This window comes from Dyadobacter crusticola DSM 16708 (genome assembly GCF_000701505.1).
Taxonomy (GTDB): Bacteria; Bacteroidota; Bacteroidia; order Cytophagales; family Spirosomataceae; genus Dyadobacter; species Dyadobacter crusticola.
In genome coordinates this window covers 114,758-138,485 of record NZ_JNJB01000013.1, presented here as the reverse complement: position 1 = coordinate 138,485, position 23,728 = coordinate 114,758, and the positions used below count along the sequence as shown (strand labels likewise).

The following is a 23,728-nucleotide window of genomic DNA, read 5'->3' as shown; positions in this document are numbered from 1 at the left end:
TACTATTATAATCATTATAGATATGAAGGTATTATTTCGATTTAAAATATTGCTGGCTGCTACGCTGTTATTGGGAAGCCAATCTTGCAGCGACCTGCTGGAAGAGACTCCGGTCTCGCAGGTAGGCAGCGAATACATCAATACGCCGGCTGGCTTTGAAGCGGCGGTAAAAGGCGTGTATTCTTCGCTGCGCAACTACTATGGAACTGAGGATGCGATGACATTAAGTATTTTCGGAACAGATACTTATACAATGGGCGCCGACGGTTCTTTTAAGTTTGTGAACCAATACACCTCGCAGATCGACGGGAGGCTAGGGGTGACCAATGCAATCTGGAACGCCTTTTATCCGGCAATCAATACGGCTAATATTGTCATTGATGTATCGCCGAATATTACCGGTCTGGATCCGGCTCTTGTGAAGCGCCGCGTGGCCGAGGTAAAATTTTTGAGAGCGCACCATTATTTTATTTTGGTTCAAATGTTTGGTCCCGTTTCTCTTGTTACAAAGGGTAATCTGGTAGCTAACAAAGAATTCACACGTGCGCCGGTTCCGGAGATTTACGCGCAGATCATCTCCGATCTTGAATCTGCATTGCCTGACCTGGGACTGGCAACTTCGGATTACGGCCGGGTTACTAAGGCGGCGACGGAGCATTTGCTGGCGAGGGTTTACCTCACGAAAGGCACATCGGAGGCCAAAGCAGCGGATGATTTCGTGAAAGCGGCAACTTACGCACAGAATGTGATCAAAAATTATTCGTTCTCCCTGCTGCCTGATTTTGCAAGTGTTTGGGTACAAGGCGGAGGCGAGATCAATAATGAAGTGATTTTCGCGACGCAGTATACTTCCGATCCATTGACAAATGGAATTGGTAACCGTACCCACCTCTATTTCGGGATGGAATACGATACCCAGGCAGGAATGCAGCGGGATACCGAAAACGGTCGTCCGTTCAAACGCTTTAAACCAACTACTTACATGTTGGAAACCGTTTTTGCACCAGCTGATCGCGTGAATGATTCTCGTTACAAAAAGACTTTCAAAGACACCTGGCTGAGCAACAAACCAGGTAAGTATACCAACCTTTTCGACACCTCGAAGAAGGAGCTGACATTTGCCGCCGGCGATACAACGATCTTCATTCCCGGCTACGAAATGTCGGAAGCCGAGCGTGCGAAGCGACCGTACCAGGTACTTACACCTAGCTTGTACAAGGCGAATTTGTTCCCGGTACTGCGGAAGTTCCTCGATGCACTTCGTCCCGACAGGACTTACGAGCAGGGAAGCCGCGACTTTTTGATGTTCCGCTTGGCGGAAACGCATTTGATTGCCGCGGAGGCACTGATTCGTCAGGGCAAAAATGCGGAAGCTGCCGAGCACATCAATGTAGTACGCCGCCGCGCCGCGTGGCCCGGTAAAGAAGCTGCAATGGAAATTACGCCTGCAAAAGCAACAATGGACTTCATCATGGAAGAACGCGAGCGCGAGCTGGCAGGAGAAATGTTCCGCTGGTTCGACCTGAAACGTTGGGGTAACCTGGTGGAGCGCGTAAAGCTGCACAATCCTGACGGTGCTGCCAATATCAAAGAGTTCCACAACCTGCGCCCCATTCCACAGGATCAGATTGACCGTACAGCAGGCGGACCTTCTGCATACCCGCAAAATCCTGGATATTGAGGGACTAGTATTTGAATGCAGCCTATAATTTAATGCAAGATCAAAGAGGAAAGTCCCTGGTTCAGGGGCTTTCTTTCTTTATACAGTCTATGAATGTGAACCGACATTGACCAAATATTAGATCATGAATGCTACAAACCGCCGCGATTTCATCAAAACCGCGGGAATAGCCGCCGCAACCTTGCTGTCGGCCAGCTCCCGGGCTGAATGCCTGCTGAAAAAAGGCGATATCAGGATCGCGTATTCTTCCATTACCTGGGGCGGAAAAGACGAGCAGGCAATCACCGAGCTGGCAGGTCTTGGCTTCCGTGGAATCCAGCTGCGCGCCAATACCTTCGGGCCTTACCGCAACAAACCTTCGGAGCTGAAAGCGCTTCTGGAAAAAAACAACCTGACACTGGCGATGTTTTCCAGTGGCAATGTAGAAACTGATCCAGCGAAGTTGCAAAGTACCATCGATACGCACGTGGCGCACGCCAGCTTTGTGAAGGCGCTGGGCGGAAATGCATTGCAGCTGACCAACAGCCTGCGCCCGAAAGACAGGCTCCCGACTACGGAGGAGTTGAAGAAGCTGGCGGAGGTAATGAATGAGATCGGTAAGCAAACGGCAGATCTGGGTGTGCAGGCTGTTTACCACAACCACATGAACCAGCTTGGCGAAACCCCGGAAGAAGTGGACGTGATTGTGCAGGCAATGGACCCGCGCTACATCAAATTGCTGCTCGATATTGCGCATTACAAACAGGGAGGCGGCGAGCCGCAGGATGCAGTTGTCAAATACAAAACCATTCTGCATTCACTGCATTTGAAGGATACCAAGCCAGCGGAGACTAAAAACGGCTATAAGTTTGTGGAGCTGGGGCAGGGCAGGGTGGATGTTCCGGCTGTATTTGCTTCGCTTGAAAAAATCAAATTCAAAGGTTGGGCTGTCGTTGAGCTTGACGGTGTCCCGGATCCCGAAAAGTCGCCACTTGTGTGTGCCGAGATCAACAAAAAGTATATTACCGGAAATTTGAAATATCCATTGTAATTCAATGAAGAAATTCAGTTTTCAAGACCCTGGCTGAGCTTCTTTGCGGCATTTGCTAGTCCAAATTGATTTTGTAAGGGTAGTTATTGAAATAAATCGTTTAAATGTTTACAGCGGGAAGACGTTATTCTAGTCTGTCCTGATTACATCACCATTCTTGTTTAAAATGAAAAAAATCAAAATTGCCATCATCGGGCTGCTGTCGCTGGCGGTATTTTCGCCGGCATTCTCCCAGAAAACGAAAGGCGGCTGGCAGAATCTTTTCAATGGAAAAGACCTGACCGGCTGGAAACAGCTGAATGGGCAAGCTAAATACGAAGTAAAAGACGGAGCAATTGTAGGTACATCTGTCATGGGCACGCCCAACTCTTTTCTCACCACCGAGAAAGATTACGGCGATTTTATCCTGGAAGTAGATGTGAAGGTAGATAACAAGCTGAACTCCGGAATCCAGATCAGAAGCTTGTCCAAGCCGGATTATCAGAATGGCCGTGTCCACGGTTACCAGGTGGAAATTGACCCAAGTGACCGCGCTTACTCAGCCGGAATTTACGATGAAGCGCGTCGCGGCTGGCTCTATCCGCTCGACTTGAATCCGGATGCAAAAACTGCATTTAAAAAAGAACAATGGAACAAATACCGCATTGAGGCAATCGGAAATTCTATCCGCACTTTCCTGAATGGCGTGGCAGTGGCGCACGTGATCGATGATATGACACCGAGCGGCTTCATTTGTCTGCAAGTGCATTCCATAGGAAGCAAAGATCTTGAAGGTACCCAGGTGAGTTGGAAGAATGTCCGCATTCAAACCACAAACCTGAAACCAAGCCCCGCCTCTAACATTCGCATTGTAAACCTGATCCCGAATGCATTGGATGCGGCGGAAAAGGCGCAGGGCTGGTCACTGTTATACGACGGCAAGTCACCGGATCAATGGCGCTCTTACGGCGGCACAGACTTCCCCTCCAAGCGGTGGGCCTACGATGATGGTACCATTACCATTTCAAAATCCGACGGATCGGAAACCGGAAATGACATCGTCACTAAAAAATTGTACGGTCCGGCATTCGAATTTGAATTCGAGTTCAAGCTGACCGAAGGCGCAAACAGCGGCGTGAAGTATTTTGTAGACCAGAAATTCAATTCGAAAGGTAAGTCGGGGATCGGATGTGAGTACCAGGTGCTCGATGACGAAAAACATCCTGATGCGAAAATGGGAAAAAACGGGAACCGTACAATTGCTTCTTTTTACGATGTGATACCAGCCGACAGACCCAAGAATTCAGTCAAGAAGATCGGAGAATGGAACCAGGGCCGCATTGTGGTACAAAAAGATGGTACCGTGCAGCATTTTCTTAATGGCTACAAAGTAGTGGAATACGTGCGTGGCTCGCCGCAGTTCAAGGATTTTGTGATGAGTTCTAAGTTCAAAAATTTCGAAGGATTCGGCATGTCGCAGCAGGGAAATCTGCTGTTGCAGGATCATGGCGACAATGTTTCTTTCCGCAGTTTGAAAGTGCGTGAGCTTTGATAAAGTGCAGTTTAAAAAAGATTGAAAATTACAGTAGATAATCTGACAAGTCCTATTTACAACTGATTGCCGTCGCAATCGGATCTGACAATCAAATTAACCTCTTAATAAAATGACAACCAGAAGGGATTTTCTCAAAAATACAGCACTGGCATCCGCAGGTGTGGCCGTAGGTGCGAATGCATTCAGTGCAGCCAGCTACCGTCGCATCCTTGGTGCGAATGACCGCGTTCGTGTTGGTATCATAGGGTTTTCAGACCGCTTCCGCAGCTCACTGGCACCCAGCTTTTCTGATCATGCCAAAGAATTAAATTTCGAGTTTATGGGCGTTTCCGATCTGTGGAACCGTCGGCGCGACGAGGCGGAAGCATTTATGAAAGGCAAGCCTAATGTGTCCAATGAATTCGTGAAAGCGCGTAATAACGAGGAATTGCTCGGCCGGAAGGATGTGGATGCGGTGATTATCAGTACTGCCGATTTTCAGCATGCATTGCATTGCGCCGAAGCGGTGAAATCCGGTCGCGACGTGTATGTGGAAAAACCGTTTGCCGAAACACTGGAAGATGCCAAAGTCGCATTGAAAGCGGTGGAAGCCTCCAAGCAAATTGTACAGGTAGGCTCACAGCGCCGCAGCGCGCCCAATTACTGGGCTGCTTATGAATATATCAAATCCGGCAAATTCGGCGACATTACTACGGTAGAAATGACCTGGAATGTAAACCAGCCGGGCAGATGGAGAAGAAAAGAGCTCGTGTCACAGATCAGAAAGGAAGATACAGACTGGGCGCGCTTCCTGATGAACCGCCCGAAAGTAGAGTGGAACCCGCGTTACTACCTGGAATTCCGCCTTTTCTATCCATATTCATCGGGTATCCCAGGACAATGGATGGCGCACCAGATTGATACGGTGCACTGGTTTTCGGGACTGGACGCACCAAGGAACGTGGTTGCAAATGGCGGGATTTATACCTGGAAAGACGGCCGCACAAATGTAGATACATTCAGCGCTGCTTTCGAATATGGGCCATTTGATGATAAAAGCAAAGGATTCCAGGTGATCTATTCTTCGCGTTTTAACAATGAAGCAGGCGGGGTAAAAGAATACTACTATTCAAATGGCGGTATGATCAACCTCGATACCAACAAAATCACACCGGAAGGCGGCTTGAAGGCAAGAGATGCAAAATCGATGGGATTAGAGGCAAACCTGTTGCCGGAAATGTCTTTGAAAACAGGCGATAAAATCGCGACAGACGCCAATACCGGGGCCGATCCGATGACTTCCCTGCACATGCGCAACTGGATGGAATGTATCCGCAGCCGCAAAGAGTCAAATGCGCCTGCACGCGTTGGGTTTAATCACTCGGTAGCCAACATTATGGCAACGCAGGCTTTGCATACGGGCAAGCGCGTAAGCTGGGATAACAAGAAAAAGGAGATTGTTTTAAGCTAGGTATTGATCTGTTTGGGTTTCAACAACTTAAATGCATTTACGGTGAAATTTAAAAACACGGGTTTAATACTGGCCACACTGTCGCTCACTGCACTGGCGGCGAGCGCACAAAAGGTTGATCTGATCAAGAATGAGAAGGAGAAGAAGGTGGAGGTGAAAATTGACGGCAAACCTTTTACTTCTTACTACTATCCGGGAGAAAGCGTCTTGAAAAAGGCAGTTCTCTATCCTGTTCATACTGCGAAAGGTACGGTGATTACCAGAGGCTGGCCGCTCGATCCGCGGGCTGGCGAGCGGGTGGACCATCCGCATCATGTGGGTATCTGGCTGAATTACGAAGATGTGAACGGGAACGATTACTGGAACAATTCAGATGCGGTAGACCATGCAAAACGTGCATACGGTACAATCCTTCATACCGGGATTACTTCGGTAAAGAGCGGGAAAGACAAAGGCGAACTGACAGTCACAGCTGATTGGGTTGATAAAAACGGAACGCTGACTTTGAAAGAAGTTACCAAGTACACATTCAGTGGCAAAGGCGATCAGCGTTTAATCGACCGCAGCACTACACTGACTGCTGTCCTGGATGAAGTGGCAATGCCCGACATCAAAGACGGAATGTACGCAATTCGTGTGGCGCGTGAGCTGGAACTGCCTTCCAACAAACCCGAGATTTTCACCGATGCAAGCGGCATAGCAACCAAGGTACCTGTCATGAACAATGAGGGAATTACCGGTAACTACCGCAATAGCAATGGGATTGAAGGGGAAGCGGTTTGGGGAAAACGTGCAATCTGGTGCAACCTGACTGGCAAGATCAAAGATGAAAATATCAGCGTGGCAATCATTGATCACCCCAAAAACGTAGGCTATCCTGCTTACTGGCATGCGCGCGGGTATGGCTTATTCGCTGTAAACCCGCTTGGAATGAAAGCATTAAGCGACGGGAAGGAAGTACTCAATTTCAAACTAAAAAAGGGTGAGTCAACTACATTCCGTTACCGCATGGTAATTGCTTCCGAGCATTTGAAAGATGCTTCCTTGAATGACCTGGCCGCCGCCTACGCGAAGACAGAATAGCATTTATCTTGCAGGAATAACTACTCGAAGCTCCGGTTATGCCGGGGCTTTTTTGTTGAATATACCTGCACACAATCCACCATGAAGTTACCGAGGTATCCTGTTAATCAGCTAAATGATTGTACTTTTAAGTTTTACAGCAAAGGTCCACGTGGCAGATTCGAGCTGCGGGTGATCTTTACAAGAGAACTCTACGAAGGGCACCACGAGCTCTACAATCTGGCATTCGGTTGCTGGGACTCTGATCTGGAAGACATTGATGATAAAATTGAACTGAAAAACAAGGATGCTGACAAAGTGCTGTCGACTGTTGCTAACATCACATTTCACTTCCTGAAACAGAATCCGGCAGCCTTCGTCTTTGCACAGGGAAGCACGCCCTCACGAACTAGAAAGTATCAAATGGGAATTGCGAAGTATTTGAAAGACCTGCCTACGAATTTTAGAATAGAGGGATTGAAGCAGGACGACAACCCAGCGGTTGAAACGCATTGGGCGGATTTTGAGATCGGAACAAATTATCAAGCGTTTATTTTATACAGCAGAGTTTAGTTATATTTGAATTAGGCAAACAAGTGGATTATGGAAATTGCAAATACCAAAACGAAGAGGGTAAATGGGCGGCCAGGTGGCAAAAGTCAGGTAACAAGCTCTGAGCAAAAGAATTTAGAAAAGAAGCTGACTCAGATGCGAGAAACTTTGGCGCAGTACCCTTTCAAATTCGATAAGAGCAAAAGCTAAATGCCTGAAAAAACCTACATTGCAATGCTCCGCGGGATTAATGTGAGCGGGAAGAATATGATCAAGATGCCGGTTTTGGCGCAGCTCTTTACAGATCTTGGTTGTCAGAATGTGAAGACGTATATACAAAGCGGCAATGTACTTTTTAACATTACAAAAATCCCGGAGCCGGAGCTGGCAGTGCAGATCAGTAACGCGATCAAAAGGGTGCTTGACCTGGACGTAGAAACGATAGTGGTCAGTTTGCAAACTTTAACTTCGGTATTGAACGACAATCCATTTGTCAACGCGCGAAATGAGGATGTTGCAAAGCTTCACGCGACATTTCTGTATCAAGCTCCTGATCCCGCTAAAATGGCCAAAATTGAGCCCGGGAAGTTTTTGCCTGACGAATTTATCGTAGCAGGTAATATGATTTATATCTTCTGTCCGGAAGGTTATGGCCGCACAAAACTCACTAATAACTTCTTTGAAAATAAACTGAAAGTCACTGCAACCACCCGGAACTGGAAGACTGTAACCGAGCTCGTCCGGCTGGGGCAGGAAATGGAGGTACAAGCCTAGAACTTTGATAAGGGCCGAAGAAGTCGTATTCTTGATAGCTAATCTGCATTATCGCCATTTAGTTTTCAAAGAATATGAAAGACAATTCACGACGGAAATTTTTACAAAACGCCGGTCTGGCAACCCTCGCATCTGTAACTCCTCTGGCAGCCGAGCCGGAAAGGATTAAAGAGCTTTTCATCCATCATGTTTTCTTTTACCTCAAAGATCCCAACAATGCACAGGATGAAGCCAAGCTGCTGGAAGGCTTGCATAAGCTCGCCAAAGTGCCGACCATTCAATATGTGCACATTGGAAAACCCGCTGAAACAAGCCGCTCCGTGATCGTGCGCGACTACACATTTTCGTGGATGTGCTTTTTCAAAAATATCATCGAAGAGGAAATATACCAGACCCACCCGATCCACCTCGATTTTATCAAAGAGTATTCTCATTTATGGGAAAAGGTGGTTGTATACGATTCAGTCGGCCCGAAGAAAGTAGGGTAGGTGCGAAAGAAGCCTTTTAGTTTCAAAACTTTCAGCCCCGTTATGTTAAAAACGCTTTTGTCCAAGATCTGCACGGCCTCGATGCTTCTCTGTGCTGTGCAGACCCCAATACCTCTCCATGCTCAGAATGTAAGTGCTGATATCCGCCTCAATCAGGTGGGCTTTTATCCGAATGGGCCCAAGCTGGCGATTGTGGCGGGCGAGAAGTATACCCACTTTGAAGTGCTTAATGCAAGCTCGGGCAAAGTTGTTTTCAAAGGCAAGCTCGGAGCTCCTCGTACCAGCCAGTACTCAGGAAAAGTGACAAGAACGGCGGATTTTACAAGTTTTGTAAAGCCTGGCAAATATGTGATCGCGCTCCCCGGATCGGCGAGGTCCGCACCGTTTGAGATCAAAAAGAATGTGCACAGAAGTGTGGCGGAAGCTTCATTGAAAGGCTTCTACTTTCAGCGCGTCTCCGTTGATTTACCCGAAAAATATGCTGGAAAATGGGCGAGACCTGCTGGGCACCCGGACACCAAAGTACTTATTCACCCTTCCGCAGTCTCAGAAGGCAGACCCGAAAATTTTGAAATCAGCGCTCCCAAAGGCTGGTATGATGCCGGTGACTACAATAAATACGTTGTCAACTCGGGTATTACAATGGGAACTTTGTTATCGCTGTATGAGGATTTTCCACTCTATTTTGAAAATTTTAATACCAACATTCCGGAAAGCAACAATGCGCTCCCTGATTTGCTGGATGAAGTGATCTATAACCTGAGATGGATGCTAGCCATGCAGGACCCGGCTCACGGAGGTGTGTACCACAAGCTGACAAATCCACGATTCGACGGAATGATCATGCCTGATGCGGCCGACAATCCCAGGTACGTAGTTCAGAAAAATACGGTAGCTACCCTGGATTTCGTCGCAGTGATGGCGCAAGCCGGTCGTATATTCAAGAATTTCGAAAATAAGCTGCCTGGACTTTCCGACTCCTGCATGGTGGCGGCTGTGAAAGGCTGGGAATGGGCAAAAAAGCATCCCGACGTTTACTATGATCAGAATGAAATCAATAAGAAGTACGATCCGGACGTAGTGACCGGAGCCTACGGAGACAGAAGCGCTGCCGACGAGTGGCTCTGGGCGGCGACTGAAATGTATGCGACTACGGGCAAACCTGACTATCTCAAAGACATTGACCTGAAAACCGGCACGCCGATGCCGCTGCCCACTTGGAGTATGGTACAGGCGCTGGGATATTACACTTTGCTGCGATCAGGGGAAAGTCTGAAAACTGAGGCAGCGATTTTGGATCCGGTAAAAAAGAGCGTTACCGCATTCTCTGACGAGCTGCTGCAAGAGCTTGAAAAACAGCCGTATAATACGGTAATGGGTAAGAATGCAAAGGACTATGCGTGGGGCAGCAGCTCTGTGGCAGCCAATCAGGGCATCGCATTGCTGTATACATTCAAGCTCACGAAAGATAAAAAGTACCTGTTCGCTGCATTGGGAAATCTCGATTACCTGTTGGGCAGGAATGCTACTACTTACTGTTTTCTCACGGGTTTTGGGTCAAAAAGAGTGATGCATCCACATCACCGCCCATCTATTGCTGACGGGATCACGGACCCGGTGCCCGGGCTTTTATCGGGAGGACCCAATCCCGGGCAACAGGATAAATGTGCGACCTACACCAGCAAATTTGCTGATGAATCCTTTACGGACGACGATTGCTCGTACGCATCAAACGAAATTGCGATCAACTGGAATGCGCCAATGGTTTACCTGGCGGCAGCAATCGAGGCTTTAATGGAGAAGTAATTATTTGACGGGTACAGTTGGCGGTGTTTCGTTATACCCCTTCTTATCCGTCATATTTTCCTCTTCCGACTCTTCAATAGCATCCTTTTTTACTGTTTTTTGTGGCTTGGCACTATCGTCTTCGTGCTTCTGCTGGCCTTTGGGGCCTGGGCGGGAAGGGGAGCTGCCTTCAATATCTTTATTGTCTTCCTTTTCTTTCGTGTTCATAGTCTGTTTGTTTTTTGATTAAATAGCAAAATTCGTTCCTGCATATACGCGGGGGCGCGAAAATTGAAAAGGATAAAATAGATTCCGTCCCGGCGGACCTTTATTCTGAATACTTCAATAACCATTTACAAAACAACCAGCTTATGAGTATGCTTGATTCATTTTCGCAGATCCGAACCTTGTTGCAAAACATTGACATTGCCGCACTTAATAAACTTTCCAGGGAAGTTGACCTCAACCAGCTGATGGGGGTGGTTTCAAAAATGAGCGATGAGGATTTGGGGAAAATGTTGAAATTCATGCAAGCTGGTTCTGGCAAGAAAAAAGCGCCGCCTGTGGTTAATGGCGATTTTTATGAGCTGACTGAGACACTGCAACCCGAAGAAAAGCTGATCCAGCTGAAAGTGCGCGAGTTCATGGAGACAGAAATCAAACCGATAGCAAATCACTATTGGAACAATGCACAATTTCCAATGCACATTATCCCGTTGATGGCCAAGCTGGACATTTGCGGTTTGACCTACAAAGGTTACGGTTGCGCCGGGAGGTCTGCATTGCTGGAAGGCTTTATCGCGATGGAAATGGCCCGAATTGATTCATCTATCTCAACGTTTTTCGGAGTGCACAGCGGCCTGGCAATGGGCTCAATTTATCTCTGCGGTTCCGAAGAACAAAAGCAGTACTGGCTACCGATCATGCAAAAAATGGAGGTGATCGGCGCCTTTGGTCTGACCGAGCCGGAAGTTGGCTCCGGCGTTGCTGGCGGACTAACTACCACCTGCCAGCGGAATGGAGATGAATGGACGATCAATGGCCAGAAGAAATGGATCGGCAACGCGACATTTTCAGATATCACGATTATCTGGGCAAGGGACCTGGGTGATAATCAGGTAAAAGGATTTATTGTTAAAAAAGATAATCCTGGTTTCGAAGCGGAGAAAATGCAGGATAAAATGGCGCTGCGTACTGTTCAGAACGCATTGATCACGCTGACAGACTGCAAAGTCCAGGAGTCGGACAGGCTGCAAAACGCGAATTCCTTTAAGGATACAGCCAATGTGCTCCGCATGACGCGGGCTGGCGTGGCTTGGCAGGCCGTGGGTTGCGGCCGCGGGGCGTATGAGCTCGCATTAAAATACACCATGGAAAGGAAGCAGTTTGGGCGCCCTATCGCAGGTTTCCAGCTGGTGCAGGACCTGCTCGTTACCATGCTGGGAGACCTCACAGCAATGCAAACGATGGTTTTCAGGCTTTCTCAATTGCAGGACGGCGGGGTACTTACCGACGAGCACGCATCTTTGGCAAAGGTGTTCTGCACCCTGCGAATGCGCTCCATTGTGGATCACGCCCGCGAGCTCTTTGGCGGAAACGGCATTTTACTCGAATACGATATCGCGCGGTTCGTCGCTGATGCGGAAGCGATTTATTCCTATGAAGGCACTAAGGAGATCAACTCGCTGATTGTCGGCAGGGCGATCACGGGGGAGAGTGCTTTTGTATAACTGCAGATACTGGTAGTGGTGTTTAATTCAGATTTAAACCAACAACGAGTCCCGCATACGGTTTTCCATTGTAAATCCAGCTCTCGCGGTTTTTATCCAGGAGGTGATCAACGCCACCAACCAGGCCGAATGTAATTTGGTTCAAGCCCATCAGTACCGCGACGCCTTTTGACCAAACCATTCCGTCATATTCTATGCTAATCGCATTGTTGGTAACCCAGGGGTTCATGGCAGTAGCGCCAAGTCCCGTGATTAGTCCTGCCGAAAGCCCGTAATGCTTTACGTCCTGGGTAATCCTGCCGATCGGGTTTTTCTTGTAGGAAAGCCGGTAAATATCTGTGCGATAGCCGAGGTACACAACCCCATTCAGGTTATTGCTAAACTGTTTCGGGGATGATTCAGCAGTCGGGCGAAATTTGAGCGGAATTGTCAGTATATCCACATCAAAACCGTTCTGCCAGTATTTGTTTGCCCCAAGTGTTTCCTTGTCAGATTTCTGCGGATAAGACTTTTTCTGCAGAATAGTACTTTTCAGGTCCATTCGTTTCCAGCCTTTTTGCAGGGAATAAACGATGACAGAATCTTCTGTATTTTCTATGTAAACCTGCTGCTTTATCCCCTTCAACTCGGTATGATAAACACCATCGGCGAAATTAAACTTAGGGCTGTCTTTGGCGCTTTTGCAACCGTAGATCATGCAGCAGGCAATGAAAATGATTATTGTACGAGTAAGCATTATGGTGTTTTTACAGCCAAGATAAGCTTACGCCCGCATTCTTCTACTTGATGTCGCAAACGCCCCCTCTTATTGCCGTATCTACACAGCCTTCAAGGATCGCCGGGTGAGTAGCTTTGTGTTGTTCAAAGATTCAAACACAAAATTTAGACCTTGTAAAATCGATGGAAGCTGCATTTGAAAACGAGCCTGTAAAGGTACATTCTTCGAAAGGTGTGTTGGCCGGTAAAATCATCAGTGCCTTGTGTGTGTTGTTCCTTCTTTTTGACTCGATCATGAAAGTAATTAAAGAGTCGCATTCGATTGAGGGATCTGCGCAGCTCGGCTGGCCGGTGGATCAGGTGCAAAGCATTGGTATCGTATTGCTGCTAAGTACAGTTCTGTACATCATTCCACGCACTGCGGTGCTGGGCGCTATCTTGCTTACCGGCTATCTCGGCGGTGCAATCGCGATCATGGTACGCGCCGGGCAGCCGCTTTATTTTGCGCTCGTATTCGGTATCCTGGTGTGGGTTGGCTTGTGCCTGCGTGATGATAAGGTAAAAAGAATTATCTTGTCGTAGACAGCAAGCGCTACCCCAATTTATGGCCGCCATTTCCTCACCCGACATTCCCGCAAGCCCTACGGCCGCTGACTTCGTCAGGCAGCTGGAAGCCTATCAGTCGCCCGTAGAAGCAATGAAGCTGATGCGGTATTTCAAGACAGGTGAAGGGGAATATGGCGAGGGCGATACTTTCATGGGTGTGAGAATGGGTACAATCTTCACCCTGGCGAAAGCATATCTCGGTCTGCCGCTCACGGAAATAGAAGTACTCCTGCAAAACCCGGTGCATGAAGTAAGGACCGGCGCACTCAGTATCATTAATCAGCAGGCCAGGCTTAAAAAAACACCCATGCAGCAGCGCAAGGCGTTATTTGATCTTTACCTGCGCAATACCCGCCGGATCAATAATTGGGACCTCGTTGATATTTGTGCGCCTTATGTAATTGGCGGGTATCTGTACCTTTCGGGAGAATCGCGGGAAGTACTTTATCAGCTCGCCGGATCCGAGAACATCTGGGAGCGGCGTACCGCCATTGTCAGCACCGGGTATTTTATCAAACAGGGGGATTTGGGAGATACTTTCCGCATTGCGGAGCTGCTTTTGAAGGACAAGCACGATCTCATTCATAAAGCGACCGGCTGGATGCTGCGCAGTGCGGGACAGGTAAACCGCCCGCAACTGCTCAACTTCCTCGACCGCTATGCCGCTACAATGCCGCGGACTTTGCTGCGCTACTCTATCGAACATTTTGATAAGCCGCTGCGCAGCCACTATATGGGCTTGAAACTTGCTAAATAAGCATTACTTCGCAGGAGTAACCACAATGTTGCGGTATTCAACCGGGCCGTGGTCTCCTTGAATGTACAGCGGGCCTGGCTCTCCTTCGTTGCTATCCAGCGCCCCGCCGGTAATACCTGGGATTTCCTGGTTGCTGATCACTGTTTTTCCATTTGCCACAAGCGTCAGCATTCTGCCGATCAGGGTGATATCAAAAGAATTCCATTCGCCTGCATCTTTGGCTACCATTTCACTGGGCGTGATAAATCCGTAAACTGCGCCCATTTGGTCCAGCGAGGGTTCCATTCCTTTGCTGTCGGTTACCTGCACTTCATATCTTCCTCTCAGGTAAACCCCGCTGTTGCTTCCTTTCGGTATGCGGAATTCGATATGAAGCTTAAAGTCACCGAACTTCTGGTCTGTAATCAGATTAGCGCCAGATTTAGGGCTGCGCAGAATGCCATTCTCAGCAACCCACTGGTTTTCTCCTCCCACCGCGTGCCAGCCTTTGATTTCATTGCCTGCCGTGAGCTTCACTGGTGTGCCCCATGCAGGTGTACCTTTTCCGCGGAGTGAAGGAGCACGTACTCCTTTCCATGTGTAAGTTTTTCCTTCCGGCGTGGTCATCGAGCCGCTTAGCGTCTCTCCTGATAGTGATCCTTCCACGGACAGGTACTTGTCGCCGCGCTCCCATTGCGGCGGGATCTCGAATGTGAATTTTCCATCTGCAAATTTTACTTCTGCAATCGGCCTGGCGCTGCCGGAAAAGCCGGTAAACTGTCCTACCAGCGTTTTGGTGCCGGAGTGGCGTACTTCCAGCCAGGAGGGAGCAGGCTTTCCATCTCTGTCAACGGTAATGTCCCAGCGGCCTTCCAGTGTTGATGCGAGTGGTTTCGCGTCCAGCTGTGCAGCGAAGATGGACACGGTGGATAATGCAAGGCAGAAAAGCCTTTTCAGGTTAGGTCGGAATGATTTGATCATGATATTAGAATATTAAGAAAGGTCAATTTATGGATAAATTTCTAGAAAAATCTTGCGGGCTGAGCGTACATGTGCTTTCCGCATTTCCTGCTTGCCGCCGGGTGCAGTGGCATTGCCAGTTATAGCTCATGAGCCGGGTAGTTGATGCAATCGGCTCAAATATAATCAAAATGTGAGCCGATTAGCGTGAATAATCGGCTCACGTTCAAAGCATTTTTATTACTAAAACAACCTGAATTGCTTTTGATGAAGGTCGACTTTGTGTAGATTTGACAAAATGCACCTCAACAATGAAGAGTCTTGATAAGAATTTCCTTGATGATCTGGCAAGAATTGAGCAGATCCCGATAATTCCCAAAATGCTTGAAGTGATCTGCAATTCGACGGGAATGGGGTTTGCGGCAGTAGCAAGGGTAACAGATGAAAAGTGGCTGGCGTGCAGCGTCCGTGACGAGATTGAATTCGGTTTGAAGCCGGGAGAAGAATTGCCGCTGAAAACTACAATTTGCAACGAGATCAGGGAAAGACACGAGCTGGTGGTAATCGACGATGTGGATAAGGATGCCACGTACTGTAATCACCACACGCCACAGATGTACGGTTTTAAGAGCTACATCTCAGTCCCGATATATTTGAAGAACGGGCAGTTCTTCGGTACGCTCTGCGCCATCGATCCCAAACCTGCGGTGCTTAGCGGAGTGAAGACGGTAGGTATGTTTGAAATGTTCGCCGACCTGATTGCCTTTCATTTACAAAACGTTGAAGCCGTCGAAAAAAGCAGGCAGGCTGTAAGCGACCTGAACCACCAGCTTGCAGATTCTATCAATATCAATCACCAGTTCCATTTTATTTCCAACCACAACCTGCAGGAGCCGCTGCGGAAGATGCGCGTCTTTACCGGAATGCTTATCGAAGCGACCGAGAAGAACGATACTTCCAAATTGCGTATCTATGCCGAAAAAGTAGACTCCTGTGCGCAGCAATTTTCGTCAATCGTCACCGAGCTTTCCGAGTTTGCCGATTTATATAATGAAACCAATTTCGAAGCCGTAGACCTAAATGACGTGGTTTCCGAAGTAACAGAGCTGCTGGCTCCCAAGCTAGAAGCAGCCGAGGCCAGCGTGCGGGTGGAAGCACTTCCTACCATTTATGCCAATCGTTTTCAAATGGCGCAGCTTTTTAGTAACCTGATCACGAACTCAATGCAGTTTGCCAAAAACGATACGGCGCATTTGATCGAGATTTTTACCAAAACGCCACAGGAAAATAGCGCTGCTATCCGAATGGGGAAAAGCAAAGAAATGATAGAGTTGCGGATCCAGGACAATGGAGCAGGATTTTCCGAGACTCACCTGGAACGGATTTTCGACATATTTTCGAAATTTCCGGGTTACAAAGGCGGGCAGACGGAGGGGAATTCTCTCGCGTACTGCCGCAAAATCGTCAGCAATCACGGGGGACGAATTACCGCCCAGTCGGTGGAAGGAAAAGGTACAATCTTTGTGGTTACGCTTCCATTAAAACGACGCCCCGCGGTCAGCTACTAGCACTTACCACGGGGCGCAAAGCCACATTCTCTTTCTACTTATCTGTTTCTGCTTGCCTGATCAAGTCTTTCCAGATCTTCCTTGTCTAGCCGCAGTTCAGGTGCCTGAAAAATGGTTTCGAGCTGACTCTTGCTTGTAGCGCTCACAATGGGAGCAGCGATTAAAGGCTGGTGCAAAAGCCACGAAAGCGCGACTGTCGCCTGTGTCATACCGTGTTTTTCAGATACGTTGTCAAGTGCTTCCAGGATCGCGAAGCCTTTTTCATTGAGATAATCCTTCATCCCGCCACCACGCTGGCTCTTGCTTAAGTCAGCTTCCGAACGGTATTTCCCAGTAAGAAAACCGGCCGCTAGTGCAAAGTAGGGTAGTACTGCAAGGTTATGTTTCTGTGCAATGGGCGCATAATCGTTCTCGTAAGTACTTCTACTGATCAGGTTATAGTTTGGTTGTAACACCTGGTACACGGGCAAGCCGTTTTTCTCAGAAGCTTCAAAGGATGCATTCAGCCTGTCGGGGCTCAGGTTGGAAGCGCCGATGTAGCGGACTTTCCCTTCTTTAATGAGCTGCTCGTAAGCGGATAGCGTCTCTTCTACCGGTGTTTTCTCGTCATCAAAATGCGTGTAATACAGGTCAATGTAATCGGTTTGAAGCCTCTTCAACGATTCTTCGGCTGTTTTCAAAATATAAGACTTACTGATATCAGCCGGGTGCTGCCCATTTTGTGAGCCGACCTTTGTTGCCACAATAACGTCTTTTCGGTTCTGGCGGCTGCTCATCCATTTGCCGATAATCGTCTCCGACTCACCACCCGTGTTTCCCTCCACCCACCAGGAGTAAGTGTCGGCAGTATCCAGGAAATTGAATCCCGCGCCCGCAAATGCGTCCAGGATCTCGAAAGACTGTTTTTCATCCAGTGTCCAGCCAAATACATTGCCGCCCAAATTGACCGGCGCAATATGGAGGTCTGTTTTTCCTAATTGTACTTTTTGCATAAAGTGAATGTTATTTGATGCCGGCGCGCATTGTGTCTGCTGAAAACCGGTCGTGATGAACCAGCAGCAGTAAAGCGGCCATATATCCTGCGTGAATCAACTGAGGTGTAATCGCATCCCAGCTTTCAGTAGAGCTGCTGCCGAATATCAGCAGCGCCATTACCAGGAGGCCGGCTTGCAGGGATTGTTTTGTATATAAACCGATGATCAAAAGCAAACCGATCACCAGCTCGGCAATCGGCAATGCGTAGCTGAAAGGGACTACGAGTGCGTCCGGGATGAAAGACTTAGCCATTTTCTCAACCATCCAGTTGCTGAAACCAGCCAGCTTTGGAAGTCTTACCAGACCATGACCGAACATGGAAACAGCAACAGGAAGTTTGATAAAAAAGTAAGTGTATTTTGAAAATACCGGCATAGAAATTCGATAACGTGTGAGGCCCCTATAATCCGCGGCCTGTCTGATGCTGTAATTCGTCAATCCTTTTGGAAGCTTCTGCTTTGGTCAGCTTGTCGTCAAATTCAACTCCTGCTTCGTCCGAAAGTGTTTTCAGGTAGGATTGCTGCGCGCCTGTCATCGGTTCGTCGCCGGTAGTCCATTGATCTGGATCTTTCACGGTATTAGAGCCTTTGAGCGCAGCAGCGTCGTTTTGATCGTTTTCTTTTTGGTCTGATTGGTTTTTGTCTGAAGTAGCCATTTTGCTGATGTTTTTTCCAACTACAAACAAAAAAACCGAGCCAGTCAGCGGACCCGGTCTAAGTGAAAAAGGTGATCTGAACTACATTGCGTTCGGGATTAACCTTGGCTCGGATAGTTAATCATCCAGCTCACGCCATATTTGTCCTGAAAGCTTCCGAAATAGTCGCCCCAGAATGCATCTTCCATTGGCATTTCAATGGTTCCGCCCACCGACAATCCGTTGAAAAGACGGTCGGCCTCTTCGCGGCTTTCTGCGAACACGGAGATGTACGCATAGTTACCAAAGGTTAGCGTGTGGCCTGCCGAAGGCAGAATATCCGACGCCATTAAAACATCATCTTTACCGATCGGAAGGGAAATGTGCATCAGGCGGTTTCGCTCATTTTCAGGAAGCTGCTCAGCGCCGGGCATTTCCGACATGCGGTTTACGGCTTGAAATTCACCACCGAATACAGATTTGTAAAAGGTAAAAGCCTCTTCTGCATTGCCATCGAAGTTCAGGTAAGTGTTAAGTTTCGGCATGATGAGAATGTTTTTGGTTGACAGGTTTTGTTTTAGAATTTCTATAAATCGAAATTAGGCTGTCGGGACCAATTACATCGTCCCTAAAAAGGACATTCGCGGGGGGTGGTTAGGACAATGATTATCCACAAGGCAGGCGAACGCATTTAAAGTGAAGATGCCCCCGCTTTTTTTTCGGGAGACTGCGAGAGAAATGGTTTTGGAAAGCGGCCGGGAGGTCAGCCGGCTGCGTTTCTGATTATTTTCTTTTCAAAAATTTGAAGAGGATTTTATTAACTATTTCCAGCAGCACGCGGAAACTGCTGGGTTTTACGAAGAAATCGTCGGCACCGGCTGCTAACGCTCTTTTTTTAAGTTCAGGATTGTCTGAGGTGGAGAGCATTACTGTCGGCAATGCGGCAAGCTCCGAATCTGACCGGATCTCCTTGATAGCTTCAATGCCGTTCATTTTTGGCATATTCATATCTACCATCACTACCGTGTTGGAGAGATTGTCCGCATCCTTTACATTTTCCAGAAGCTCCTTACCATTCTCCGCCTCAATCACTCTTACATTTGCGTCCGCCTCTTCCAGTGCATCTTTGATCAACATTCTATCGTCTTCGTCGTCATCTGCAAGATGGACTGTCTGACCTTCTTCCATATCGTATTTGTATTTGATACAAAAATATCAAATATTCTTTATTGTTGATCAAACCGCGATGAAGTTGATTAGTAGTGCAATGCTTGCACAGCTCCGCTTCCATTTATTATCTTCGTAATAGAAACCGGAAGATATGATTAGCAAGATTTTTACTTTCCTCGTATTGGCAATGTCCAATATTCTCCTCTACTATTTAGTGATCGTTCTTGAACCGCAGGCTGACTATCGCGCGATGTTCATTGTAGTCAGAGCAATGCTGGTAACAAGCATTCTGATGCAGATTTTGACTGCAACAGGCTTCATGAAAGAAGAAAAGCTCTGGTAAGCTACTCGCTTCGCAAACTTTTTACCGGATTCAGCAAGGCGGCTCTTATCGCCTGGTAACTCACTGTGGCCAGCGAAACTGCAATTGCGAGCAAGCCCGCTGATGCAAATACCCACCAGGGCATATTCGTGTGGTAAGAGAAATCACTTAGCCAAAGATGCATTGCATACCAGGCTACGGGCACAGCGATCACGATCGAAATCAGTACCAACAGCAGGAACTCCCTCGATAGCAATGCAGTGATGCTCATCACCGAGGCGCCCAGTACTTTCCGTACGCCGATCTCTTTCACCCTGTTTTCCGCCATATAAGTTGCGAGTCCGAAAAGCCCTAGGCAGGAAATGAAAATCGTTAACCCGGCGAAAAGGCCGGTCAATGCGGCAATGCGGCGGGTATCTTCGAATTTCAGCGCATAATCTTCGTCAACAAAGTGGTATTCAAACGGATAATCCGGGTTGTAGCGGCGGAAGACAGCTTCGATTGCCTTTATATGATCCGCAGTTTCTTTGTTGTTAGTGAGCTTGATATGAATTACGTTGAAGCTGCTTTGTGCGCCTTCGATTACCATTGGTCTGAGATTTTCATAAGGCGAGCCTATCAGGAAATCTTTTACCACACCCACCACGTGATACGCCAGATCGCCGTCTTTCACAATCTGCCCGATCGGATCTTTTAAGCCCATTGCCCGCACAGCCGCTTCATTCAGCAGCATAGCCGACGAATCTGACGGGAATTTGGTGAGGTCCATATCGCGGCCTGCGATAAGCTGCAATCCTGCTGTTTTCACCAGATCTTCGTCCTCGCTAAACCGGTCAAAGTCAATTTTGTCACCTGGATTTTTTCCCTTCCATTCAATTCCCCAGGTATCGCTGTTGATGTAACTGAGCGGTGAAGCCGTTTTCGTCATAGACGCTGCTACGCCGCTACTTACCAGTTCGCGTTTTATCTGGTCATAGTTCTTTTCAAGATCACCCGTAATCCATTGGAATATAACCTGTCCGCGCTCGTAGCCAGCGTTGCGGTTTTGTGCATAGCGGATCTGCCGAACAACAACCAGCGTGGAAATAATAAGCACAATCGCGAAGCTGAATTGGACTACCACTAAAACCTTTCGCGGACTGACAGTCGCATTGGTCTTCTTAAAGGTACCTTTTAGTATTTCGATCGGTTTAAAAGAAGAAAGGAAAAATGCAGGGTAACTGCCGGCAATTATGCCGGTAAGTAGCACAAAAGAGAGCAACGCAAGCCAGAAAGCAGGACTGGCATACGGCATCTGAAGGCTTTTGCCGATCAACGTACCGAATGCAGGCAGCGTAAGTACAACAGCTACAAATGCGATCAAACCCGCAATGAATGAGATCAATATAGATTCGCCGATAAACTGACTTACAAGCCAGGATTTGTTAGCGCCAGCCGCTTTCCTGATACCTACTTCCTTAGCGCGTTTTTCACTTCTCGCCGTGCTGAGGTTCATGAAGTTGATGCAGGCAATAAGCAAGATAAAGCCGGCGATAACGCTGAACAGGCGCACAATAACGATGCGCCCGCCTGCGATTTTCCCGTTTTCAAAATTGGAATACAAATGCCATTTTTGAATTGGATGAAGAAATACTTCGTTGTCTTCGGTATTGGCAGAGTGCCTGATCGTAACATCCCTGATCTTTTGACCAAGCAATGCAGGATTTGTATGAGGTTTGAGCTGTACGTAGGTCTTCACGGAGTTGTTACCCCAGTGTTCGTCGTACTCTCCTGTCTTTTTCAGGTAGTCCCAGGGCAACAGAAATTCAAAAGTGAACGCGGTGTTGGTAGGCAGGTCTTTCATAATGCCCGTAACCGTGAAATTGTCTTTGTCTATCGTGATTACCTTGTTCAATGCATCTTCGGTACCAAACATTTTTACCGCCATCTTTTGGGTAACCACGATCGAGCTAACATGGCTGAGCGCCGTGCGGACGTCGCCTTGTAAGAGTGGGAAGTCGAACATCGTGAGAAAAGCGGCATCGGTGACCATTGCCTCACTTGACATTTTTTTTTCGCCCGCTTTCGTCACATACCAGCGCGAGTAGTTACGGGCTACGTCGGCGATTTCAGGAAATTCTTCTTTGAGGGTAGTACCCAGTATCTTGGGTGTACCATCCCAGCATTGCAACTTACCATCAAACGTTCCGCGGTTCCACGCTGTATAGAGGTACGGTGCATTCCGATGAAACCGGTCGTAGCTTACTTCATTGTAGATCCAAAGAAGGATCAGCATCGCGCTGGCCATTCCCACAACAAGGCCCAGAATGTTGATAGCAGAAAAACCCTTGTTTCGCAGGAGGTTTCTGACCGCAATCTTGAAATAGTTTTTGATCATGGATAACAAATATTAAGTAAAAACCGGGGCATGTTTTCCGCAGAAAAAATACGTGTTGCTTACATTGTTGCTGATTCTCACTAAAATAGTCTGCCAACAATTAAGGCGCTGATTATTAATATATTAATCATTTATCTTTCCCGAAAGTTGTTCATTTATGAACAAGGAACGTCCAGAAGGGAACGTGTGAATATTTCGAATTCAGTCCAGTCGGCAAAAGGATCGTATGTAGAAACAGCATATTCGAATTCAGTGGAAAGCTTCTTTGGTTATTGACAAACGAAAGCGCTTTTAAGCCGGAAATCCATTTGGCATGAGATTTGAAATGTAACCGATATCCAGGTTAATTAACCGGGTCGGTTGTCATCCCGGAAGTACGATATTCGGGCACATCCGAGATCATTTTTAATCACTTTACTATTATGAAAAAATTATTATTCGCTGCGGTACTCTTCTTGTCCGTACAATCAGCATTCGCCCAGTCATTCAGCATCGGCCCAAAAGCAGGGTTAAACATCAGCAACTACACCGGCGGGGACATTCAGTCAGACGCTTTGGTAGGTTACCATCTTGGCGGTATCATCAATTACGGATTTGGAAATGTATTCTCCATTCAGCCGGAAGTATTGTTTTCAACACAGGGTGCTAAGGTTGACCGTAACGGAAGCAGGTCTGATTTCAAGATCAGCTATGTTACTGTACCTGTCATGTTGAAGTTCAAGACAAATGGAGGCTTTTATGTAGAGTTTGGCCCGCAGGCGGGTTTCAGGACTTCATCCAACATTCCTGATCAAACGATCAATAACTTTGCAAAAAACCTTGATCTGGCAGCAGCGGGTGGCATTGGTTACCAATCGCCGATTGGCTTGGGAGTAGGTGTACGCTACGTAGCGGGACTTTCCAAAGTGGGAAACTTCACAGGTCAGAATATCAATCCTGATTTCAAAAACAGCGTAATCCAGGCAAGTTTGTTCTGGGCGATCCCGTTGGTGAAGTAATCATATTCATTATTTTGAAAAGCGGACGGGCTGAACAGCTCGTCCGCTTTTTTGTTGCCCGCTCAGGTCCGGACCTGCTTCATTCATCCATTCATTTCAGTAACGGTTCAGCGGTTCTCCCCGGCAACTTAGAAAAGCACCCGAAAAGTGACTTGGAAGCCATTGTATCCTTCGCACGTTTTTTCTAAGTTTATAATCGACTTGCAATCAGCGAATCTCTAAGCCGGGTAGCACAGTGATACTTCTTGAATTGATACTCTTTATTGTCGCCGGGACGGTCTGCTTCATCGTTAGCCAGATACTCAACTGGATAGACGAGAAGTACCCTTCCAAAAAAGAGTATGTACTCCCGCCAAGAAAGCGGCGCGGAAAGATCAAAGCAGACCTGGACATGGTCCTGCATTCCTATCAGCAGGGCTTATTAAATGAGGAACAATACCTGGATCAAACCGACGAGCTGATTGACGAGCTGGCTGATTTGCTGCACAAGAAATAGTCCCATTAACAATACAAAGGCAT

At 47.6% G+C, this 23,728-nt stretch carries 25 protein-coding genes; 16 read left to right on the top strand and 9 right to left on the bottom strand.

The genetic code is table 11. The annotated features are described in order from the left end of the window. Window positions 1–22: 22 nt before the first annotated feature. From Q369_RS0117815 to Q369_RS0117770, 9 genes are all read left to right on the top strand, one after another. Window positions 23–1,681 carry a RagB/SusD family nutrient uptake outer membrane protein gene (locus Q369_RS0117815; protein ID WP_031529138.1) on the top strand — a complete coding sequence of 553 codons (1,659 nt, stop codon included), beginning with the start codon at window positions 23–25 and terminating at the stop codon, window positions 1,679–1,681. A 124-nt stretch (window positions 1,682–1,805) separates the two neighbouring features. Continuing rightward, window positions 1,806–2,711, top strand: coding sequence for a sugar phosphate isomerase/epimerase family protein (locus tag Q369_RS0117810; RefSeq protein WP_031529137.1), 906 nt, complete (start codon window positions 1,806–1,808; stop codon window positions 2,709–2,711). Between the two features lie 166 nt (window positions 2,712–2,877). Next, window positions 2,878–4,242, top strand: a complete 1,365-nt coding sequence (locus Q369_RS0117805) for a 3-keto-disaccharide hydrolase (protein WP_031529136.1) — start codon at window positions 2,878–2,880, stop codon at window positions 4,240–4,242. A 112-nt stretch (window positions 4,243–4,354) separates the two neighbouring features. Then, window positions 4,355–5,695, top strand: coding sequence for a Gfo/Idh/MocA family protein (locus Q369_RS0117800; protein WP_031529135.1), 1,341 nt, complete (start codon window positions 4,355–4,357; stop codon window positions 5,693–5,695). Between the two features lie 42 nt (window positions 5,696–5,737). Beyond that, window positions 5,738–6,778: a DUF6807 domain-containing protein gene (locus Q369_RS0117795; RefSeq protein ID WP_035333674.1), complete on the top strand. Its 1,041-nt coding sequence runs from the start codon at window positions 5,738–5,740 to the stop codon at window positions 6,776–6,778. Window positions 6,779–6,859: 81 nt separating this feature from the next. Continuing rightward, on the top strand, window positions 6,860–7,330 hold the full coding sequence (locus Q369_RS0117790) for a DUF6934 family protein (protein ID WP_051664127.1): 471 nt from the start codon (window positions 6,860–6,862) through the stop codon (window positions 7,328–7,330). Between the two features lie 189 nt (window positions 7,331–7,519). After that, window positions 7,520–8,083, top strand: coding sequence for a DUF1697 domain-containing protein (locus Q369_RS0117780; protein ID WP_031529132.1), 564 nt, complete (start codon window positions 7,520–7,522; stop codon window positions 8,081–8,083). A 74-nt stretch (window positions 8,084–8,157) separates the two neighbouring features. Then, the gene (locus Q369_RS0117775) at window positions 8,158–8,571 is read left to right on the top strand and encodes a Dabb family protein (RefSeq protein WP_031529131.1); all 414 of its coding nucleotides are present in this window, start codon (window positions 8,158–8,160) and stop codon (window positions 8,569–8,571) included. Between the two features lie 81 nt (window positions 8,572–8,652). Further along, window positions 8,653–10,377, top strand: a complete 1,725-nt coding sequence (locus Q369_RS0117770) for a glycoside hydrolase family 9 protein (protein WP_031529130.1) — start codon at window positions 8,653–8,655, stop codon at window positions 10,375–10,377. Here the strand turns inward: Q369_RS0117770 and Q369_RS0117765 are convergent, their stop codons facing one another. Next, window positions 10,378–10,584 (bottom strand): hypothetical protein, encoded by a 207-nt coding sequence (locus tag Q369_RS0117765; RefSeq protein ID WP_031529129.1) that lies wholly within the window; start codon window positions 10,582–10,584, stop codon window positions 10,378–10,380. Between the two features lie 143 nt (window positions 10,585–10,727). On the opposite strand from Q369_RS0117765, the gene Q369_RS0117755 reads away from it, so the two are divergent. After that, the gene (locus Q369_RS0117755) at window positions 10,728–12,086 is read left to right on the top strand and encodes an acyl-CoA dehydrogenase family protein (RefSeq protein ID WP_031529128.1); all 1,359 of its coding nucleotides are present in this window, start codon (window positions 10,728–10,730) and stop codon (window positions 12,084–12,086) included. A 22-nt stretch (window positions 12,087–12,108) separates the two neighbouring features. Here Q369_RS0117755 and Q369_RS0117750 read toward each other — a convergent pair whose 3' ends face one another. After that, window positions 12,109–12,822: a hypothetical protein gene (locus tag Q369_RS0117750; RefSeq protein ID WP_157488234.1), complete on the bottom strand. Its 714-nt coding sequence runs from the start codon at window positions 12,820–12,822 to the stop codon at window positions 12,109–12,111. 164 nt (window positions 12,823–12,986) lie between these two features. On the opposite strand from Q369_RS0117750, the gene Q369_RS0117745 reads away from it, so the two are divergent. Then, window positions 12,987–13,385 (top strand): DoxX family protein, encoded by a 399-nt coding sequence (locus Q369_RS0117745; RefSeq protein WP_031529126.1) that lies wholly within the window; start codon window positions 12,987–12,989, stop codon window positions 13,383–13,385. Window positions 13,386–13,407: 22 nt separating this feature from the next. Then, on the top strand, window positions 13,408–14,166 hold the full coding sequence (locus Q369_RS0117740) for a DNA alkylation repair protein (RefSeq protein WP_051664126.1): 759 nt from the start codon (window positions 13,408–13,410) through the stop codon (window positions 14,164–14,166). 3 nt (window positions 14,167–14,169) lie between these two features. Here Q369_RS0117740 and Q369_RS0117735 read toward each other — a convergent pair whose 3' ends face one another. Then, window positions 14,170–15,126 (bottom strand): 3-keto-disaccharide hydrolase, encoded by a 957-nt coding sequence (locus Q369_RS0117735; RefSeq protein WP_031529124.1) that lies wholly within the window; start codon window positions 15,124–15,126, stop codon window positions 14,170–14,172. A 290-nt stretch (window positions 15,127–15,416) separates the two neighbouring features. On the opposite strand from Q369_RS0117735, the gene Q369_RS0117730 reads away from it, so the two are divergent. Continuing rightward, window positions 15,417–16,673 (top strand): sensor histidine kinase, encoded by a 1,257-nt coding sequence (locus Q369_RS0117730; RefSeq protein WP_031529123.1) that lies wholly within the window; start codon window positions 15,417–15,419, stop codon window positions 16,671–16,673. Between the two features lie 38 nt (window positions 16,674–16,711). On the opposite strand, the gene Q369_RS0117725 is transcribed toward Q369_RS0117730, so the two are convergent. The 5 genes from Q369_RS0117725 to Q369_RS0117700 all read right to left on the bottom strand — a co-directional run bounded on the left by Q369_RS0117725 (window position 16,712) and on the right by Q369_RS0117700 (window position 19,530). Then, window positions 16,712–17,665 carry an aldo/keto reductase gene (locus tag Q369_RS0117725; RefSeq protein WP_031529122.1) on the bottom strand — a complete coding sequence of 318 codons (954 nt, stop codon included), beginning with the start codon at window positions 17,663–17,665 and terminating at the stop codon, window positions 16,712–16,714. A gap of 10 nt (window positions 17,666–17,675) precedes the next feature. Then, entirely contained in the window at window positions 17,676–18,083 is a 408-nt protein-coding gene (locus Q369_RS0117720) for a DoxX family protein (RefSeq protein WP_031529121.1), read from the bottom strand. Between the two features lie 25 nt (window positions 18,084–18,108). Next, window positions 18,109–18,363 carry a DUF3072 domain-containing protein gene (locus Q369_RS0117715; protein WP_031529120.1) on the bottom strand — a complete coding sequence of 85 codons (255 nt, stop codon included), beginning with the start codon at window positions 18,361–18,363 and terminating at the stop codon, window positions 18,109–18,111. A gap of 98 nt (window positions 18,364–18,461) precedes the next feature. After that, window positions 18,462–18,887, bottom strand: coding sequence for a VOC family protein (locus tag Q369_RS0117710; RefSeq protein ID WP_031529119.1), 426 nt, complete (start codon window positions 18,885–18,887; stop codon window positions 18,462–18,464). Window positions 18,888–19,125: 238 nt separating this feature from the next. Beyond that, complete coding sequence (locus tag Q369_RS0117700) at window positions 19,126–19,530, bottom strand: response regulator (protein ID WP_031529118.1); 405 nt, start codon at window positions 19,528–19,530, stop codon at window positions 19,126–19,128. A 133-nt stretch (window positions 19,531–19,663) separates the two neighbouring features. On the opposite strand from Q369_RS0117700, the gene Q369_RS0117695 reads away from it, so the two are divergent. Then, on the top strand, window positions 19,664–19,855 hold the full coding sequence (locus tag Q369_RS0117695; RefSeq protein WP_031529117.1) for a hypothetical protein: 192 nt from the start codon (window positions 19,664–19,666) through the stop codon (window positions 19,853–19,855). 1 nt (window position 19,856) lies between these two features. Here Q369_RS0117695 and Q369_RS0117690 read toward each other — a convergent pair whose 3' ends face one another. Beyond that, window positions 19,857–22,211, bottom strand: a complete 2,355-nt coding sequence (locus tag Q369_RS0117690) for an ABC transporter permease (protein ID WP_031529116.1) — start codon at window positions 22,209–22,211, stop codon at window positions 19,857–19,859. A 422-nt stretch (window positions 22,212–22,633) separates the two neighbouring features. Between Q369_RS0117690 and Q369_RS0117685 the strand changes: the two genes are divergently transcribed. Then, window positions 22,634–23,209, top strand: a complete 576-nt coding sequence (locus Q369_RS0117685) for a porin family protein (protein WP_031529115.1) — start codon at window positions 22,634–22,636, stop codon at window positions 23,207–23,209. Window positions 23,210–23,444: 235 nt separating this feature from the next. Beyond that, a complete protein-coding gene (locus Q369_RS0117675) occupies window positions 23,445–23,705 on the top strand; it encodes a hypothetical protein (protein ID WP_031529114.1) in 261 nt (86 codons plus the stop codon). Window positions 23,706–23,728: the final 23 nt, after the last annotated feature.